Genomic DNA, 16,096 nt, shown 5'->3' with positions numbered 1-16,096 from the left:
AAAATTTATTGTCCATCTTTACAAAAGCGTATTTATTATTCAACCGCCATCAGACGCCGGTATTCATCCCAGGCGTACAGATCCGTCATCCCGCTGATATAATCCTGGATCAAACGGCAGCGATAATAATATTCCAGCGTGGGATACTCCGGCGCCTCCGGCGATAATTTACTGACGGCCTCCACGTAAGCCAGGCGATGGCGCGTAGAGAGCTTCTGGAATAAACGAGATTCTATTGGAAAACGCTTCACCCGCTCTTTTTCAACCAGTTCCCTGAAATCGACCAGGGACATACGTAATAACGGTTGGTAAATTTCTAATAACCCGCTGATGACGCGGTAGCCCTGTAATTCCAGTTGTTCAACATCCGGGTGGCTAAACACATGTTTTATCGCCACATTTTTATATAACTCAAGCAACTGGCTGAAGCTGCTGGCGTCTTCCAGCAGCGCATGATTGAAACTGCCGTCAAAGATTTGCGGCAGATTATCAATAAAACGCTGAGCGGCGTAGGGCACCAGTTTATTTAGCGTATTCACGCGCAAATACATAAAGAACTGATCTTCCGTACTGCGACTTAGCGAATTTGAGCGAGATTTTTCCCAGGCATTCTCAACAACCTGAGTAAACAGCGATCCTTTTTCATGGTGGCCCCATGCTTCGTAAAGATGGTGATATAACTGCTCAACGCTGAAGATTCTTTTCTCGACGGCATCTTCCAGATCGGCCACGCAATAAGAGATATCATCGGCGGCCTCCATAATCCATGTTAATGGGAAGCGGCTGTAAGGCGCTAACGCAAGTTCTTTACGTAACCTCTCAATATACGGCGCTTCAGAGAGATAATACCCCGGCTTCTTCATTAAATAACGGTGCGTCGCGGGCGTTTCTCCTCGCCACCATGCCGGGCGAGTGTATTTTAAAATGCCGCCCACCTGCGCCCAGGTCAGATTCATGCGCATTAATGTATGCACCAGGCGGATGCCCTGCGCGTTGCCCTCGAAATGACATAAATCCTGGCGCACCTTGCGACGAATATCATTCAAAGACTCCTCGCCTTCACGCAGACGCAGCGCCGCCACCGCGCAGCGGTCGTCGCTAAGCGGCTGGCTTTCCGCATCCGCCGGGTGCAGGCGCTGGCGAAACCAGTCATTGATCGCCGCCTCGCCGAAATGACCAAACGGCGGATTGCCAATGTCATGCATCAGACAGGACATTTCCACAATGCTCTCAAAGGGGCCGGTCAGTTCATCCAGACCGTATTGTTCCAGCAGCTTTAACTCTTTTAACCGGCTCAGGATCTCTTTCGCGATATAACGCCCGACCTGCTGCACTTCCATAGAATGCGTCAACCGCGTCCGAACGGCGGCGTTACGCTCCAGTGGAAAGACCTGCGTTTTTTGCTGAAGCCGACGGATCGCCGGGGAATTGATGATGCGTCCACGATCGCTTTCAAAGATCCGCAGGATCTCATGTTCGGTCTTCACACCCTGCGGTGAACGATAACGACGATGCCAGTTAATTTTATTTCGGAAATCGATCTGTGCCATGTCCTCTCCCGCCTGAGAAATGCGCTTCCCCTTAAGCGCATGATAGACTATGCCCTCAAATCTGGCTTATCGCGAGTAAATCTATGAAAATCGGCATCATTGGTGCAATGGAAGAAGAAGTTACGCTGCTGCGTGACAAAATCGAAAACCGTCAGACGATCACCCTGGGCGGTTGTGAAATTTACACCGGCCAACTGAACGGGACCGAGATTGCGCTGCTGAAATCCGGCATCGGTAAAGTCGCGGCGGCGCTGGGCGCAACGTTGCTGCTGGAACGTTGCAAGCCGGATGTCATTATTAATACCGGTTCCGCTGGCGGTCTGGCCCCGACGCTGACAGTCGGCGATATCGTCGTTTCCGATGAAGCGCGTTATCACGACGCCGACGTTACCGCGTTTGGTTATGAATTTGGTCAACTCCCTGGCTGCCCGGCAGGTTTTAAAGCCGACGACGCGCTGATCGCGGCGGCGGAATCCTGCATCGCAAAACTCAACCTGAATGCGGTTCGCGGACTGATCGTCAGCGGCGACGCTTTCATTAACGGCTCCGTGGGCCTGGCGAAAATCCGCCACAATTTCCCGCAGGCGATTGCCGTGGAAATGGAAGCGACTGCGATCGCGCATGTCTGCCATAACTTCAACGTGCCTTTCGTGGTAGTTCGCGCCATCTCTGATGTGGCCGATCAGCAATCCCACCTCAGCTTTGACGAATTCCTGGCCGTAGCCGCGAAGCAGTCCAGTCTGATGGTTGAAACACTGGTGCAGAAACTGGCACATGGCTAAATTATTCTCCAGGGCGCTGGCCGCCCTGCTTTTAGCCCTTCCGCTGTGGCTTTGCGCCGCACCGCGCGTCGTTTCCCTCTCCCCTTCCAACACCGAACTTGCCTTTGCCGCAGGGATCACGCCCGTTGGCGTCAGCAGTTATTCCGACTATCCCCCGCAAGCGAAAAACATCGAAGAAGTCTCCACCTGGCAAGGGATGAATCTGGAACGTATTGTGGCGCTCAAACCCGACCTGGTCATCGCCTGGCGAGGGGGCAATGCTGAACGGCAGGTTAACCAGCTGGCGTCCCTGGGCATTAAAATCATGTGGGTGGATGCCGTAACCATTGAGCAGGTCGCCGACGCACTGCGCCAGCTTGCCGCATGGAGTCCTGAGCCAGAAAAAGCCAGACGCGCGGCGCAAACGCTGCTGGACGAGTATGCTGCGCTAAAGTCGCAGTACGCTGATAAACCGAAAAAACGCGTTTTTCTCCAGTTTGGCGCGAATCCGTTATTCACCAGCGGAAAAGGCTCCATCCAGCACCAGGTTCTTGAGGTCTGCGGCGGAGAAAATATTTTTGCGGGCAGTCGCGTCCCCTGGCCGCAGGTCAGCCGCGAGCAGGTGCTGGCCCGACATCCGCAGGCGATTGTCGTTACCGGCGATGCGGGCGAAATTCCTAAAATCGAACAATACTGGCAAAACCAGCTAAAAATCCCGGTTATACCGCTGAATGGTGACTGGTTTGAACGCGCGAGCCCGCGTATCATCCTCGCCGCAAAACAACTCTGTAATGCGCTTTCACAAGTAGAATAGAACCTGCGCAGTCAGGTTCTCAGTGGGGATTCGATAATGCTCGTCTATTGGCTGGATATTGTAGGCACAGCTGTCTTTGCTATCTCTGGCGTATTGCTGGCCGGAAAGTTGCGTATGGACCCGTTTGGCGTACTGGTGTTGGGCGTCGTGACCGCAGTGGGCGGCGGGACGATCCGCGATATGGCGCTGGATAACGGGCCCGTCTTTTGGGTCAAAGATCCGACCGACCTGGTGGTGGCGATGGTCACCAGCATGCTCACCATTTTGCTGGTGCGCCAGCCGAGACGATTGCCTAAATGGATGCTTCCCGTGCTGGATGCCGTCGGCCTCGCGGTGTTCGTCGGTATCGGCGTCAATAAGGCGTTCCTTGCTGAAACAGGCCCGCTGGTCGCCATCTGTATGGGCGTGATTACCGGCGTCGGCGGCGGGATTATCCGCGACGTGCTGGCGCGTGAAGTGCCGATGATCTTGCGCACGGAGATTTATGCCACGGCCTGTATTATCGGCGGCATCGTGCATGCGACGGCGTTTTATACCTTTTCCGTGCCGCTGGAAAGCGCCAGTATGATGGGGATGGTTGTGACGTTAATGATTCGTCTGGCCGCAATTCGTTGGCATTTAAAATTACCGACGTTTGCTCTGGATGAGAACGGGCGTTGATTTCACTGCCCGATGGCGCTGACGCTTATCGGGCCTACATTCAGGAACGCAGCAACACGCACCGTAGGCCGGATAAGACGCCCTGCGTCGCCATCCGGCAATACATCAGATACTAAAGGACGAACCACACCCGCAGGTGCTTTTCGCATTCGGGTTGGTGACCACAAAGCGGGAACCTTCCAGACCTTCGGTGTAATCGACAGCGCCGCCTACCAGATATTGCAGGCTCATCGGGTCAACCACCAGGCCAACACCCTGCTTCTCGATGGTCATATCACCTTCGTTCACCTGATCATCAAAGGTAAAACCGTACTGGAAACCGCTGCAACCACCGCCGGTGATATACACGCGCAGTTTCAGATTCGGGTTATCTTCGTCAGCGATCAGGCTTTTTACTTTCTTGGCTGCTGCTTCAGTAAATTGCAGTGGCAGCGCTACGTCATCACTCATTTTTTGCTCCAAACGACATTGGCAATTGGGCAAATTATAACCCAATCGTTATGGCATTATCTAATACCCTGGTATTTCATTCAAGTATTCTCACCAGCGGCCGACCGCTGGCTTTTTGCCGCCTGCTCCGCATCCTGTTTCGCCAGCGTGCGCGCAAGGATGGTGGAGTATAGCGGTTTTCCGCCCATAAATTGTGCTAATAGTGTTGCGCCAAGACAGGTAATAATCATTGGCAAAATGAGCTGATAGTTATCGGTCATCTCCAGCACTAACACGATTCCCGTTAAAGGCGCACGCACCGACGCCGCCAGCAACGCGCCCATTCCGGCAATCGCAAATGTTCCGGCCTCCAGATGGTACTGCGGAAAACACGCCGCAGCCGCCATACCAAATGCGGTGCCGAGCAACGTCCCCAGCGCTAGCATTGGCGCAAAAATTCCGCCGGGCGCACCGGATGAGAAACAAAGCAGCGTGGTAAGGACGCGGGCGATAAAAATAAACAGCAGCAGGCCTACGCTGTAATTCCCCGCCGCCGCAATGGGGATCAAATTAAATCCACCGCCCGCCGCTTCCGGCTCAATTAAGCCGAGAATGCCGCACAGGCCGCCGATCGCGCCGCCCATCAGAACCCACTTTTTGATTTCACCGCCGTGAAAACGCTGGAACATATCCTGAGTGCGCAATACCAGGTGATTGAACAGCGGCCCGACGCAGCCAAAAATCATACCGAGGATTAAATATAACCATAGCGTATTAACCGGTGCGTTTGAGAGCTTCCCGACCTCAATAATCGGCGCTTCACCGTTAAAAATACGAAACACAATGCTCGACATGATCACGCCCGTAAACACGGCTTTGATCGAAATTAAATTGTAGCGAAACTGCGGGCGCATCTCTTCGATGATAAATAAGATCCCCGCCAGCGGCGCGTTAAAGGCTGCCGATAACCCTGCGGCCGCACCGGTTGCCAGTAAGGTGTGACGCGCCTCGGCGCTACGCATACGGAAGAGGTCCAGCACCATCCGCCCGATATTGCCCCCGATTTGTACCGTCGGCCCTTCCCGCCCCAGCACCATGCCAGCGCCCAGCGTTCCCATACCGCCCACAAATTTCACCGGCAGCACGCGCCACCAGCGAACAGGACGCAACTCTTCCAGCGCGCCTTCTATTTCCGGGATGCCCGACCCACCGGCTTCTGGCGCAAACTTACGCACCAGAAAATAACCGACCATCGCCAGCAGCGCAGAGAGGATAAAGGCCAGCGGCCAGACCAGAATCGCGTAATCGGCCGTCTGAACGAGCGCGCCGATACGTAAGTTCTGCACCCAGGTCACGGCTTTCTCAAACGCAACGCCAATAAGACCCGTGACGGTGCCGACCACCGCCGCCGTTAATAAGATGGCCAGCGGCGTTTTATCCCGCTGAAGTAGTCTGCGGATCAGATCCCCGCGCCGTAAGCGCACAACTTGCTGTGCTTCGAAAGTGGGAGTGTCTGTGTTCATCAGATGATCATTAATTGGTAATACAAATACAGAAGCGGCATTGTACCCGCCTGTTTCGGGAAAATCCCCTGTAAATCGTCATGTTTCAAATGCGCAAAATGTTCATAACCTTCTGTGAATAACTTAGAATAAAGGGCATTCACTTTTTCTACGAACCAGGAACCCCATCCATGAGCAAGTCTGAAAACCTCTACAGCGCAGCGCGCGAGCTTATCCCCGGCGGCGTCAACTCCCCTGTTCGCGCCTTCACTGGCGTGGGCGGCACCCCGCTGTTTATCGAAAAAGCAGACGGCGCGTATCTGTATGATGTCGATGGCAAAGCGTACATCGATTACGTCGGCTCCTGGGGTCCGATGGTGCTGGGCCATAACCACCCCGCCATCCGTAATGCAGTGATTGAAGCCGCTGCGCGCGGGCTGAGCTTCGGCGCGCCGACCGAGATGGAAGTTAAAATGGCGGAGCTGGTCACCGAACTGGTGCCGACTATGGACATGGTGCGGATGGTGAACTCCGGCACCGAAGCCACAATGAGTGCGATTCGCCTGGCGCGCGGCTTCACCGGTCGCGACAAGATCATCAAATTTGAAGGCTGCTACCACGGCCACGCCGACTGCCTGCTGGTGAAAGCGGGTTCCGGCGCACTGACGCTGGGCCAGCCGAACTCACCGGGCGTTCCGGCTGATTTCGCCAGACATACCCTGACCTGCACCTATAACGATCTGGCTTCTGTACGCGCGGCGTTCGAACAATATCCGCAAGAGATTGCCTGTATTATCGTCGAGCCGGTGGCGGGCAATATGAACTGCATCCCTCCGCTGCCGGAATTCCTGCCGGGCCTGCGCGCCCTGTGCGACGAATTCGGCGCGCTGCTGATCATCGACGAAGTGATGACCGGTTTCCGCGTGGCGCTGGCGGGCGCACAGGATTATTACGGCGTAGTGCCGGATCTGACCTGTCTGGGCAAAATCATCGGCGGCGGTATGCCGGTAGGCGCATTTGGCGGACGCCGCGATGTGATGGACGCACTGGCGCCGACTGGCCCGGTTTACCAGGCGGGAACGCTTTCCGGCAACCCGATTGCCATGGCGGCGGGTTTCGCCTGCCTGACCGAAGTCGCCCAGCCGGGGATTCACGAGACGCTGGACGAACTGACGACCCGACTGGCAGAAGGCCTGCTGGATGCCGCGCAGGAAGCCAATATTCCACTGGTGGTGAATCACGTCGGCGGTATGTTCGGCATCTTCTTTACCGACGCGGAATCCGTAAACTGCTATCAGGATGTAATGGCATGCGACGTTGAGCGCTTCAAACGTTTCTTCCACATGATGCTGGATGAAGGCGTTTACCTGGCGCCGTCCGCCTTCGAGGCAGGTTTTATGTCCGTGGCGCACAGCATGGACGATATCAACAACACCATCGATGCCGCGCGTCGGGTATTTGCGAAGCTGTAAATCATCATTGCCGGGTGGCGCTTACGCTTACCCGGCCTACATATGGCGCCGTAGGCCGGATAAGGCACCATTACCGGCTCTGCTTGCGTAACAGATAAATAAAATACGGCGCGCCGATAAACGTCGAGAGCAATCCCGCCGGGATTTGATACGGGAACAACACCATTCTGCCGCACCAGTCAGCGAAAACCAGCAGTATTCCCCCCGCCAGCGCCGACATAATCATATGCGGCATCGTGCGGCGAAAACCGAGCATCCGCGCGATATGCGGCGCCATCAGCCCAACGAAGCTCAGCGGCCCAATGGTCATCGTCGCGGTCGCCGTCAGACAGGCCGCCAGCAACAACAGCCCAACACGCGATGGCGTCAACGCGATACCCACCGCCCGCGCCGTCTCGCCGCCCAGCGGTAAAATGGTTAACCAGCGACGACACAGCGGCGTAATCGCCAGCAGAATCACCATCACAATGCCGGTGCGTACCACCTGTTCTTCCGACGCGTTGTAGGTCGAACCGGAGATCCAGGTCAGCACTCCCGCCATGCGCGGATCGCCGCTCGCCTGTAACATCATCAACAGCATCGTAAACGCCGTACTGAGCGCCATCCCCGCCAGCAGCATACGGTGCGGAGAAAAGCCCCCGCGTCCTGCCGCGACCATGATGATCAGCAACGTCGTCGCCGCGCCGATGCTCCCGGCAGGCAGCAGCCAGCCAAAGGCGTTACCCGGCACCAGGAACAGCATCAGCACCACGCCGAACGCCGCGCCGGAGCTGATCCCCAGCACTTCCGGGCTGGCCATCGGGTTTCCGGTCAGGCGTTGAATAATGCACCCCGCCACCGCCAGCATCACGCCCGCAATCAATGCCGCCAGAATACGCGGCCAGCGCCAGGGCATCAGTTCATCCAGCAGCGCGCCGCTCGCCCAGTTCCAGCCGTGCGCGTCACGGCCAAAAGAGAGCGCCACGAACACCGCTAACAGCAGCACGACACCGCCTGCCAGCGCAAAACTCAGCACATGCTGGCGTTCCGCCGCTACGCGGTCATTGGCGTTCATTGCCGGCGCGCTCATGCTGCGCAGACGCGGCAGCAGCCACAGCAACAGCGGCGCGCCAATCAGCGCTGTCACGGAACCCGTGGAGACCTCCATCCAGACGCGGGTCAGCCACAAAATGGTCTGATCGGAAAGCCAGAGGATCAGCGCGCCAATCAACGGCGCCAGCATCAGGCGCGCCAGTAAGCGACGCGCGCCAAGCATTTTCGCCAGCAGTGGGGCGAACAGGCCGATAAAGCCGATAATCCCAACGGCGTTAACCAGCATCGCGCTGAGCACGATCGCCAGCGATAAAGCCGCCAGACGCGCCAGCGACAAGGCCAGCCCCAGATTGCGCGCCACGCCGTCATCCAGCCCCATCAGGGTCATCGGACGCAGCAATAGCAAAGTGAGCATCACACCGCCCAGCAGCTGCGGCCACAGCCTCTGCACCCCGCTCCAGTCGGTTTGCGTCAGCGTTCCGGTGCTCCACAGGAACATGCTTTGCAACTGGTCGTGGTGGAAAATCACCATCAGCTGGTTAATCGCCCCGCAATACAGGCTCACCACCAGACCGGCGAGAATCAGCGTAACCGGTGACAGGCGTTTTCCCCAGGCGACGCCAAACACCAGCGCCCCCACCACGCACGCGCCTGCCAGCGCCGCAAATTGCGTGGCCATCGCGCCGGGAATCGCCCATAGCGTCGTTACAGTAATCCCGAGCTGCGCCCCTGTCGCCACGCCGAGCGTCGTTGGCTCCGCCAGCGGGTTACGCAGCACCTGCTGGAACAATACGCCCACCAGCCCAAGTCCGGCCCCGACCAGCAAGGCGATCGCCAGGCGTGGTAGCAGGCTATAGTGGAAAATCATTTGCTCAATGCTGTCGATATCCGGCGACCAGAACGCTTGCTGCCACTGGCTGCGCGGCAATGCGATGGAGAAGTTAAACCAGGTCAGCCAGGCAGCGGCGATAAATAACACCGCCAGCAGCAACGCCGGAAATAGCGCAATACGTCGGCTCACGCTTTACCTCCCAGCGCATTATCCAGAATGCGCACGAAACGCATGCTCGACAGCGTCGCGCCATAAAACCAGACGGCAGGCACGCGCTGAAAACGTCCGGCGCGCACAAACGGCATCGCCTGCCACAGCGGCGTCGCCATCAGCGCAGCCATATCCGGGTTATTGCCGTGATCAAAACAGAGGACGTCAGCGTCTTTATAGGCCGCCAGCCGGTCGATACCAACCGCAGTGCTGCCCCAGAAATTGGTTTCCCCCTGCCAGGCATTGCGAATGCCGAACGCGTCCAGCGTCTCCTGGAATAAGCAGTTCGGGCCGAAAACCAGCATATGGCGCGGATCGAGCAACGTCATCAGCAGCAGAGGCCGGTCGCCACGCCGGGCAAAGCGCGGTTTCTGGCTGTCGATAAAGCTATCGTATTCCGCCAGATGGCGGCTGGCCGCAGACTCAAGATTAAGCAGTTGCGCCATTTCAATTAACGACTGACGCGCTACCGCTAACGGTTTTTTGCCGTCGCTGAAGCTAAAACCGCGCCCCGGCGCGATACGCGCCAGCTTTTCAGGCGAAGGGCCATAGCCTGCCGACCAGACCATAAATGAGGGCTTCATTTCGGTCAGCAGTTCCAGATTAGGTTCGGTACGCAGCCCAACGTCAATGACCGACTCCGGCAATGCGGGCTCGTTAACCCACAGGCGATAATTGGGAATATCCGCCACACCGTAAGGCATGATGCCGAGCGCTAACAGCAACTCTACCGGCAACCATTCCAGGGCGACAATACGATGAGGATCGACGGTTGCGGCCCGGGCTTGCCCCATTTGCCAGAGCAGAGGAGAAAGCGCCATCGCCGTTAACAATCGACGTCGGGTAATAGAATGTAAGCCGCTCATTAATAGACAAAACTCACGGGTGCGGCGCCAGCCGGATGCGGCAAAATGCCCATCGGGATGCCATAAATCAGCTCCAGCGTTTCACCACGCATCAACTCTGCTGGCGTTCCCTGGGCAATCATTTCGCCACCGCGCAGCGCCACCAGATAATCACAGTAGCGGGCCGCCATGTTGATATCGTGCAAAACGGCAATCACCGTCAGCCCACGCTGCTGGCTTAAGCGGTGCACCAGCGCCAGCACATCAACCTGATGCGCGATATCCAGCGCGGAGGTGGGTTCATCGAGTAGCAGACAGCGGCTATCCTGAGCCACCAGCATGGCGATCCACGCCCGCTGACGTTCCCCACCGGAGAGGCTGTCCACCAGACGGTGCGCCAGTGGTTTTAGTCCCACCAGCGTAATCGCCTCTTCCACTTTTTCTCTGTCGGTTACGCCAAAACGACCCAGCGCGCCGTGCCACGGATAACGCCCAATCGCCACTAGCTCGCGCACCGTCATCCCTTCCGCCTGCGGAAGCTGCTGCGGCAGATAGGCGACCTTGCGGGCAAACGCTTTACTGTTCCAGCTGTTCAACGGCTGATCGTCGAGCAACACGTCGCCTTCCGACGGCGGTTGATGCCGCCCCAGCATTTTCAGTAAGGTTGATTTACCTGAACCGTTGTGACCAATAAGCCCGGTAACTTTACCCACCGGAAAGGTCAGCGAAAGAGGATGCAGAAGCGTGCGGCCAGGCACACGAAAGGAGACATTACGTAGGGCGAAAGTCGTGTCGGGACGGGTTATGTTTTCCTGCATAGCGGCCAACTTGTAAAGCGGGCACGGCGAACCGTGCCCAGAGAGAAATTAGAAACGGAAGGTTGCGGTTGCAACGACCTGACGCTCCGCGCCCCAGAAGCAGCCATAGGTAGCAAAACAGCTGGAGACATATTCACGATCAAGCAAGTTTGTTACATTTACTGCAACACTGGAACCCGCCATCCCCAAACGAGCCAGATCGTATTTCACAACTGCATCCATCACAGTTGAACTACCGACCTTAAAGGAGTTCTCCGGATCGCCATAGCTGGAGCCAACTAAACGGCCACCAGTCCCCAGCGTTAAGCCAGAAAGGTAACCTTCGTAAAAGGTATAGTCGCCCCAAAGCGAAGCCATATGTTTCGGCACCTGAACAGGGGTTTTGCCTTTCAGCGTTGTGTCTTCCGTATATTCAGCATCCGTATACGTATAAGACGCTGTCATATTAATGTTCGCATTAACTGCCGCTTTCGCTTCTAACTCAACGCCACGTGAACGCACTTCACCTGCCGGAACCTGAGCAAACGGATTACTTGGATCAGAAGTCAGATTGTTCGTTTTGGTCAGTTCATAGACAGCAGCAGTGACTACAACAGGCAGATCTTTCGGCACATATTTCACACCAGCTTCATATTGCTTACCTTTAGAGGGAGCATAAGCAACGTTGTCCGCAGGTGTAGCAGCCCAGGCTTTAGACGGGTTCGGTTCGAAAGACTCGCTGTAACTGAAATATGGCGTAATGCCATTATCGAAGAGATAATTTATCCCGGCACGCCAGGTAAATTGCTCATCGTTACGTTCAACTTTCTGGTTGCTGGAACGAATTGTTGTTGCCTGCTCAGACCAATCATAACGCCCTCCCAGAGTTGCAACCCATTTATCCCATTCCAGTTGATCCTGAACATACAGGCCAGTCTGATGTTGAGTATTTAACTGGAAAGGTTTCGCATCCGGGAACACGACATCCTCATATACAGGATTATTCATATCTAACGGAGGCGCTGTACCATAAGCGTTGTCGATATCGTTACGCAGACGAGAATAGTCAACACCCGTCAGCAGAGTATGCGCCACATCACCTGTAGCAAACTTGCTTTCCAACTGTGTATCTACGCCAAAATCATTATAGTTTTCATTCGCGACAATACTCTGTCGGGTCAGTTGGTTGCCAACAGCACCAAAACCGTACACTGTTTGCTGAGATGTCTTAATTTGGCTATAACGTAAATTTTGGCGCACGGTAAATGTGTCATCGAAACTGTGCTCAAAGCTATACCCGACCATTCTTTGGTAGCGAGAATAGGTATTGTTAGGAGCAGCATCGGTAAAACTTACTGGAATACGAGAACCGTCAGGTAAGGGTTCTACCGTCCCCTCTTTCGGCAACCAGCCATAAAAACCCGTTGAAGGTTCATTCTGGATATTTGCACGCAGTGTCAGGTTTGTTTTCTCATCCGGTTTCCAGCTAAACACGGGAGCAATGGCATAACGCTTCTGCTTCGCAAAATCCTGTTGCTCATCGTTTGAGCGAGCAAGCCCTGTTAAGCGATAAGAATAGACGCCATCATCATCCAGAGAATCGCTGAAATCAAAACCAGTCTGGAACAGATTGTCTGTTCCCATTTTAAATTGAATTTCTTTTAAAGGCTCTGACGTCGGGCTTTTGCTTACCATAGAGATCAAGCCGCCCGGATTACTTTTTCCATAAAGAACGGACGTCGGTCCACGCATCAATTCCACACGTTCAAGCATATAGGGATCAACAACAGCAGAACTGTAGTAGTCACCCTGTAATTTGATGCCATCCAGGTAATTGTTCGGGGTTGGGCCTGGCGTGTAAAAACCACGAATAATAACAAAATCATAGGTGGTAGAAGCGCCGCGTGTTGAAGCGGCAGCCCCTGGAGTATATGCCAAAGCCTCTTTTACTGAGCCTGGCTGATGAATATCCATCTCTTCACGAGTCACCACCGAAACAGACTGTGGTGTTTTCTCAATCGGGGTATCGGTCTTGGTGGTGGTTGCGGATCGTTTGGCCGCAATCGTTGGTGATGGTCCCCAGGCACTTTCCTGCTGGGCAGGTGCAGCGGTTACGGTGATAGTTTCTTCTTTCGGTTCAACCGCCGCCTGTGCATAGACAGACATGCCGCTAACCGCTGTGGCTACTACGACTGCGATTTTACGCAGCGAAGAGTTTGGCTGAGCAGTTTTAAGACGCGCCATTGGTATATCTCTAATGAAAAGTGAATGATAACGTAAACGAGAATTATTCTTATGACCGCAGCATAATATTCGAAACGTTGGCGCGATAGCAAGCAATACGCGCCCCTATCAAAACTAAGGGGTTAAGAAATAACCAGATGAAAAGGAAGGGTTAATGATTTAGGCTGGAATGTTATTCTGCGGAAATTTGCCGGATGGCGGCGCTAGCGCGCCTTATCCGGCCTACGGTTCGCGCCTGTTTTTGCCATCTTGCCGGATGGCGACGCTGGCGCGTCTTATCCGGCCTACAAGATCCAATGCGTTTATTGGTTCTGTAGGCCTGATAAGCGCAGCGCCATCAGGCGCAACGGTTAGTTACTACCAAACATATCCTTGATCCACCCCGCCACGCCGTCGCTGTCTTTCTTCTCCTGCTGCGCCGGTTGCTGCTGTTGAGGCTGCTGTTGCTGCGAAGAAGACTGATCGAACGGATTCCCGGTCGGCTGCTGCTGTTGCATCATTTCGCCCTGCTGGCACAGCGCGTCCGGGTCGGTCGTCCAGACCGGCAGCGCACGCATTCCACCGCTACAGACGAAATTACCGTCGTAATCGACGCCCATATCCACCACATCTTCCGGCGGCGTCAGCGTCAGCGGCGTTGGCGTTTGGTTCGCCAGATAACGCTGATAAATCGACATCGCGCCGCTGGCGCCGTACAGTTTCGTCGGCTGGTTATTATCGCGCCCCACCCAGGTAATCGTCACCTGACTGCCATCAATCCCTGCAAACCAGGTATCGACATTGTTGTTGGTGGTCCCGGTTTTACCCGCCAGATGCAGACCCGGATATTTCGCGCCCAGCTGACGCCCGGTGCCGCGCTGCACAACCTGCTGCATCGTCCACAACGTCATATACGCCGCCTGCGCCGGAACCGCGCGCTCAGCCTGCGGGAAGCTCTGATACAGCACCGTACCATCTTCCGCAATCACCGAACGCAATGCTGACAACGGCGCCCGGTTGCCGCCGCTGGCGATGGTCTGGAACGCTTGCGCCACTTCGATTGGCGTCAGGTTCAGCGCCCCCAGCAGCATGGCCGGAACCGGATGCAGCTGATCTTTCGGCACGCCCAGCTTCATCCAGGTATCGGTGACGGCAGGAAGCCCCAGCGCCATCCCCAGATTCACCGTCGGTACGTTCATGGAGCGCGTCAGCGCGTCCACCAGCATCACTTTGCCACTTTCGCTGTAACGACGGTCATCGTTCTGCGGAGACCAGACCTGCCCGTTCGGCTGACGAAGCGCGATCGGCGCGTCGGCAATCCAGGTGTTCAGGCGATACAGCTTCGGCTGGCTTAACGCCGTCAGATAGGTCGCCGGTTTTGCCAGAGAGCCGATAGAACGGCGCGCCTGCATCGCACGGTTGTACCCGGCGAACTGCGGCTCCGCCCCGCCGACCATCGCACGCACCTCGCCGCTGAAGCGGTCTACCACCACAATCGCGGTTTCCAGATCGCTCAGATTGCGCTGTTTCTTCAGCGCCGGAATGCCCTCAACGGCCGCTTTTTCAGCCGCATCCTGCGCCACGGAATCGAAGGTGGTGAAGATCTTCACGCCAGAAAGGTCTTTCACTTTGTCGCCGAGCTTCGCCTGCAACTCCTGACGCACCATCTGCATAAAGGCTGGCTGTGGCGAGATCACCCCGCCGCGCGGCTGCACGCCCAGCGGACGCGCGCTCAGCATGTCGTACAGCTCCTGGTCGATCACCTGCTGTTGTTGCAGCAGACGCAGCACCAGATTACGACGCTCCAGCGCCAGTTTCGGGTTACGCCACGGGTTGTAGATTGACGCCCCTTTCACCATCCCCACCAGCAGCGCCTGCTGATCGAGACTCAACTCTTCAACCGGGCGGCCAAAGTAGTACAGGCTCGCCAGCGGGAAGCCGCGAATCTCGTTATCGCCGCTCTGGCCGAGATAGACTTCGTTCATGTACAGCTCAAGGATCCTGTCCTTGCTGTAGCGCGCATCCATCAGCAGCGCCATGTAAGCTTCGTTCGCTTTACGCCAGTAGGAGCGTTCGCTGGTGAGGAACAGGTTTTTCACCAGCTGTTGCGTCAGCGTACTCGCCCCCTGAACCGTGCGCCCGGCGGTAAGGTTCGCCAGCACCGCACGACCGATGGAATACAGGCTAACGCCATCGTGCTCATAGAAATGACGGTCTTCCGTCGCCAGCAGCGTATCCACCAGCAGATCCGGGAAACCGCTGCGCGGCACGAACAGGCGCTGTTCGCCGTTCGGCGAAGAGAGCATGGTGATCAGGCGCGGATCGAGACGGAAGAAACCAAACTGGCGGTTGTTATCCATATTCACGATCGTATCCAGGTGGCCACCGTCAAAGGTCAGACGCGCACGCACCTGCCCTTCTTTGCTGTCCGGGAAGTCAAACGGACGGCGGATCATCTCGATGCTGTTCGCCTGCACGGTAAACTCGCCGGGACGCGTCATTTTCGTCACCTGACGGTACTGGGTGGCCTCCAGCAATTTCACCATTTCATTCTTGCTGACGGGCATTTCCGGCTCAAGGTTAACCATCCGGCCATATACCGCCGCAGGAAGCTGCCAGACTTTGCCATCAATACGGCTACGGATTTTTTGATCCAGATAGACGCCGTAGATCGCAATCAGCACGACAAAAACAATCGACAGTTTTAGCAGTAGCCAGAGCCAGCCACGCTTGCCACGAGGCTTACGCCCTTTGCCCTTACCGTTACGCGGCATCGGTTCTTCATCCTCATAGTCATCATCATAATCGTCGTCGTACTCTTCATCTCTGAGTCGACGACGGCTTACCTTTTGTTTCACCGGACGCGGTGGTTTCCCTTTGCGTCCAATTGGCTCGCGGTCATTCCCGGCCATGCTTTTTCTCCGCAACATACAGGCGCAAAGGCCCGATTCTCTGTTCTTCCGTCAGTC

At 55.9% G+C, this 16,096-nt stretch carries 12 protein-coding genes and 1 pseudogene; 4 read left to right on the top strand and 9 right to left on the bottom strand.

Going from position 1 to position 16,096, the window contains the following annotated elements:
* Positions 1-35 precede the first annotated feature (35 nt).
* The gene (gene dgt / locus OGV83_RS21360) at positions 36-1,550 is read right to left on the bottom strand and encodes a dGTPase (RefSeq protein WP_012133997.1); all 1,515 of its coding nucleotides are present in this window, start codon (positions 1,548-1,550) and stop codon (positions 36-38) included.
* An 83-nt stretch (positions 1,551-1,633) separates the two neighbouring features.
* On the opposite strand from dgt, the gene mtnN reads away from it, so the two are divergent.
* Genes mtnN through OGV83_RS21345 form a run of 3 tightly spaced genes read left to right on the top strand, consistent with a single transcriptional unit; the run spans position 1,634 to position 3,785 of the window.
* Entirely contained in the window at positions 1,634-2,332 is a 699-nt protein-coding gene (gene mtnN / locus OGV83_RS21355) for a 5'-methylthioadenosine/S-adenosylhomocysteine nucleosidase (RefSeq protein WP_012133998.1), read from the top strand.
* Positions 2,325-3,125, top strand: a complete 801-nt coding sequence (gene btuF, locus OGV83_RS21350; RefSeq protein WP_012133999.1) for a vitamin B12 ABC transporter substrate-binding protein BtuF — start codon at positions 2,325-2,327, stop codon at positions 3,123-3,125. The genes mtnN and btuF overlap by 8 nt, the downstream gene beginning before the upstream one ends.
* Before the next feature lie 36 nt (positions 3,126-3,161).
* The gene (locus OGV83_RS21345) at positions 3,162-3,785 is read left to right on the top strand and encodes a TRIC cation channel family protein (RefSeq protein ID WP_012134000.1); all 624 of its coding nucleotides are present in this window, start codon (positions 3,162-3,164) and stop codon (positions 3,783-3,785) included.
* A 105-nt stretch (positions 3,786-3,890) separates the two neighbouring features.
* Here OGV83_RS21345 and erpA read toward each other — a convergent pair whose 3' ends face one another.
* The 3 genes and pseudogenes from erpA to clcA all read right to left on the bottom strand — a co-directional run bounded on the left by erpA (position 3,891) and on the right by clcA (position 5,737).
* Complete coding sequence (erpA, locus tag OGV83_RS21340) at positions 3,891-4,235, bottom strand: iron-sulfur cluster insertion protein ErpA (protein WP_012134001.1); 345 nt, start codon at positions 4,233-4,235, stop codon at positions 3,891-3,893.
* Positions 4,228-4,287, bottom strand: a pseudogene (yadW, locus tag OGV83_RS21335) (small protein YadW). The gene erpA and the pseudogene yadW overlap by 8 nt, the downstream one beginning before the upstream one ends.
* Positions 4,288-4,315: 28 nt before the next feature.
* The gene (gene clcA / locus OGV83_RS21330) at positions 4,316-5,737 is read right to left on the bottom strand and encodes a H(+)/Cl(-) exchange transporter ClcA (protein WP_047458831.1); all 1,422 of its coding nucleotides are present in this window, start codon (positions 5,735-5,737) and stop codon (positions 4,316-4,318) included.
* Positions 5,738-5,907: 170 nt separating this feature from the next.
* Between clcA and hemL the strand changes: the two genes are divergently transcribed.
* Complete coding sequence (gene hemL / locus OGV83_RS21325) at positions 5,908-7,188, top strand: glutamate-1-semialdehyde 2,1-aminomutase (protein WP_049011622.1); 1,281 nt, start codon at positions 5,908-5,910, stop codon at positions 7,186-7,188.
* 70 nt (positions 7,189-7,258) lie between these two features.
* Here hemL and fhuB read toward each other — a convergent pair whose 3' ends face one another.
* The 5 genes from fhuB to mrcB all read right to left on the bottom strand — a co-directional run bounded on the left by fhuB (position 7,259) and on the right by mrcB (position 16,039).
* On the bottom strand, positions 7,259-9,241 hold the full coding sequence (fhuB, locus tag OGV83_RS21320) for a Fe(3+)-hydroxamate ABC transporter permease FhuB (RefSeq protein WP_286464559.1): 1,983 nt from the start codon (positions 9,239-9,241) through the stop codon (positions 7,259-7,261).
* Positions 9,238-10,128, bottom strand: coding sequence for a Fe(3+)-hydroxamate ABC transporter substrate-binding protein FhuD (gene fhuD, locus OGV83_RS21315; protein ID WP_024130692.1), 891 nt, complete (start codon positions 10,126-10,128; stop codon positions 9,238-9,240). The genes fhuB and fhuD overlap by 4 nt, the downstream gene beginning before the upstream one ends.
* Positions 10,128-10,925 carry a Fe3+-hydroxamate ABC transporter ATP-binding protein FhuC gene (fhuC, locus tag OGV83_RS21310; protein WP_012134007.1) on the bottom strand — a complete coding sequence of 266 codons (798 nt, stop codon included), beginning with the start codon at positions 10,923-10,925 and terminating at the stop codon, positions 10,128-10,130. Before fhuC ends, fhuD begins: the two co-directional genes overlap by 1 nt.
* A gap of 48 nt (positions 10,926-10,973) precedes the next feature.
* Positions 10,974-13,148 (bottom strand): ferrichrome porin FhuA, encoded by a 2,175-nt coding sequence (gene fhuA / locus OGV83_RS21305; RefSeq protein WP_071257599.1) that lies wholly within the window; start codon positions 13,146-13,148, stop codon positions 10,974-10,976.
* A gap of 350 nt (positions 13,149-13,498) precedes the next feature.
* Positions 13,499-16,039 (bottom strand): bifunctional glycosyl transferase/transpeptidase, encoded by a 2,541-nt coding sequence (mrcB, locus tag OGV83_RS21300; RefSeq protein WP_012134009.1) that lies wholly within the window; start codon positions 16,037-16,039, stop codon positions 13,499-13,501.
* Positions 16,040-16,096 lie beyond the last annotated feature (57 nt).

Origin of the sequence: Citrobacter sp. CK189 (genome assembly GCF_030333505.1) — a bacterium.
GTDB classification, from domain to species: Bacteria; Pseudomonadota; Gammaproteobacteria; order Enterobacterales; family Enterobacteriaceae; genus Citrobacter_B; species Citrobacter_B koseri.
The sequence above is the reverse complement of the archived record's forward strand: the minus strand, read 5'-3'. Positions and strand labels throughout refer to the sequence as shown.

What these genes read in the sequence shown, in the direction of transcription:
- dgt (WP_012133997.1), bottom strand. Translation starts at nt 1,550, where the DNA reads ATGGCACAGATCGATTTCCGAAATAAAATTAACTGGCATCGTCGTTAT.
- mtnN (WP_012133998.1), top strand. Translation starts at nt 1,634, where the DNA reads ATGAAAATCGGCATCATTGGTGCAATGGAAGAAGAAGTTACGCTGCTG.
- btuF (WP_012133999.1), top strand. Translation starts at nt 2,325, where the DNA reads ATGGCTAAATTATTCTCCAGGGCGCTGGCCGCCCTGCTTTTAGCCCTT.
- OGV83_RS21345 (WP_012134000.1), top strand. Translation starts at nt 3,162, where the DNA reads ATGCTCGTCTATTGGCTGGATATTGTAGGCACAGCTGTCTTTGCTATC.
- erpA (WP_012134001.1), bottom strand. Translation starts at nt 4,235, where the DNA reads ATGAGTGATGACGTAGCGCTGCCACTGCAATTTACTGAAGCAGCAGCC.
- clcA (WP_047458831.1), bottom strand. Translation starts at nt 5,737, where the DNA reads ATGAACACAGACACTCCCACTTTCGAAGCACAGCAAGTTGTGCGCTTA.
- hemL (WP_049011622.1), top strand. Translation starts at nt 5,908, where the DNA reads ATGAGCAAGTCTGAAAACCTCTACAGCGCAGCGCGCGAGCTTATCCCC.
- fhuD (WP_024130692.1), bottom strand. Translation starts at nt 10,128, where the DNA reads ATGAGCGGCTTACATTCTATTACCCGACGTCGATTGTTAACGGCGATG.
- fhuC (WP_012134007.1), bottom strand. Translation starts at nt 10,925, where the DNA reads ATGCAGGAAAACATAACCCGTCCCGACACGACTTTCGCCCTACGTAAT.
- fhuA (WP_071257599.1), bottom strand. Translation starts at nt 13,148, where the DNA reads ATGGCGCGTCTTAAAACTGCTCAGCCAAACTCTTCGCTGCGTAAAATC.
- mrcB (WP_012134009.1), bottom strand. Translation starts at nt 16,039, where the DNA reads ATGGCCGGGAATGACCGCGAGCCAATTGGACGCAAAGGGAAACCACCG.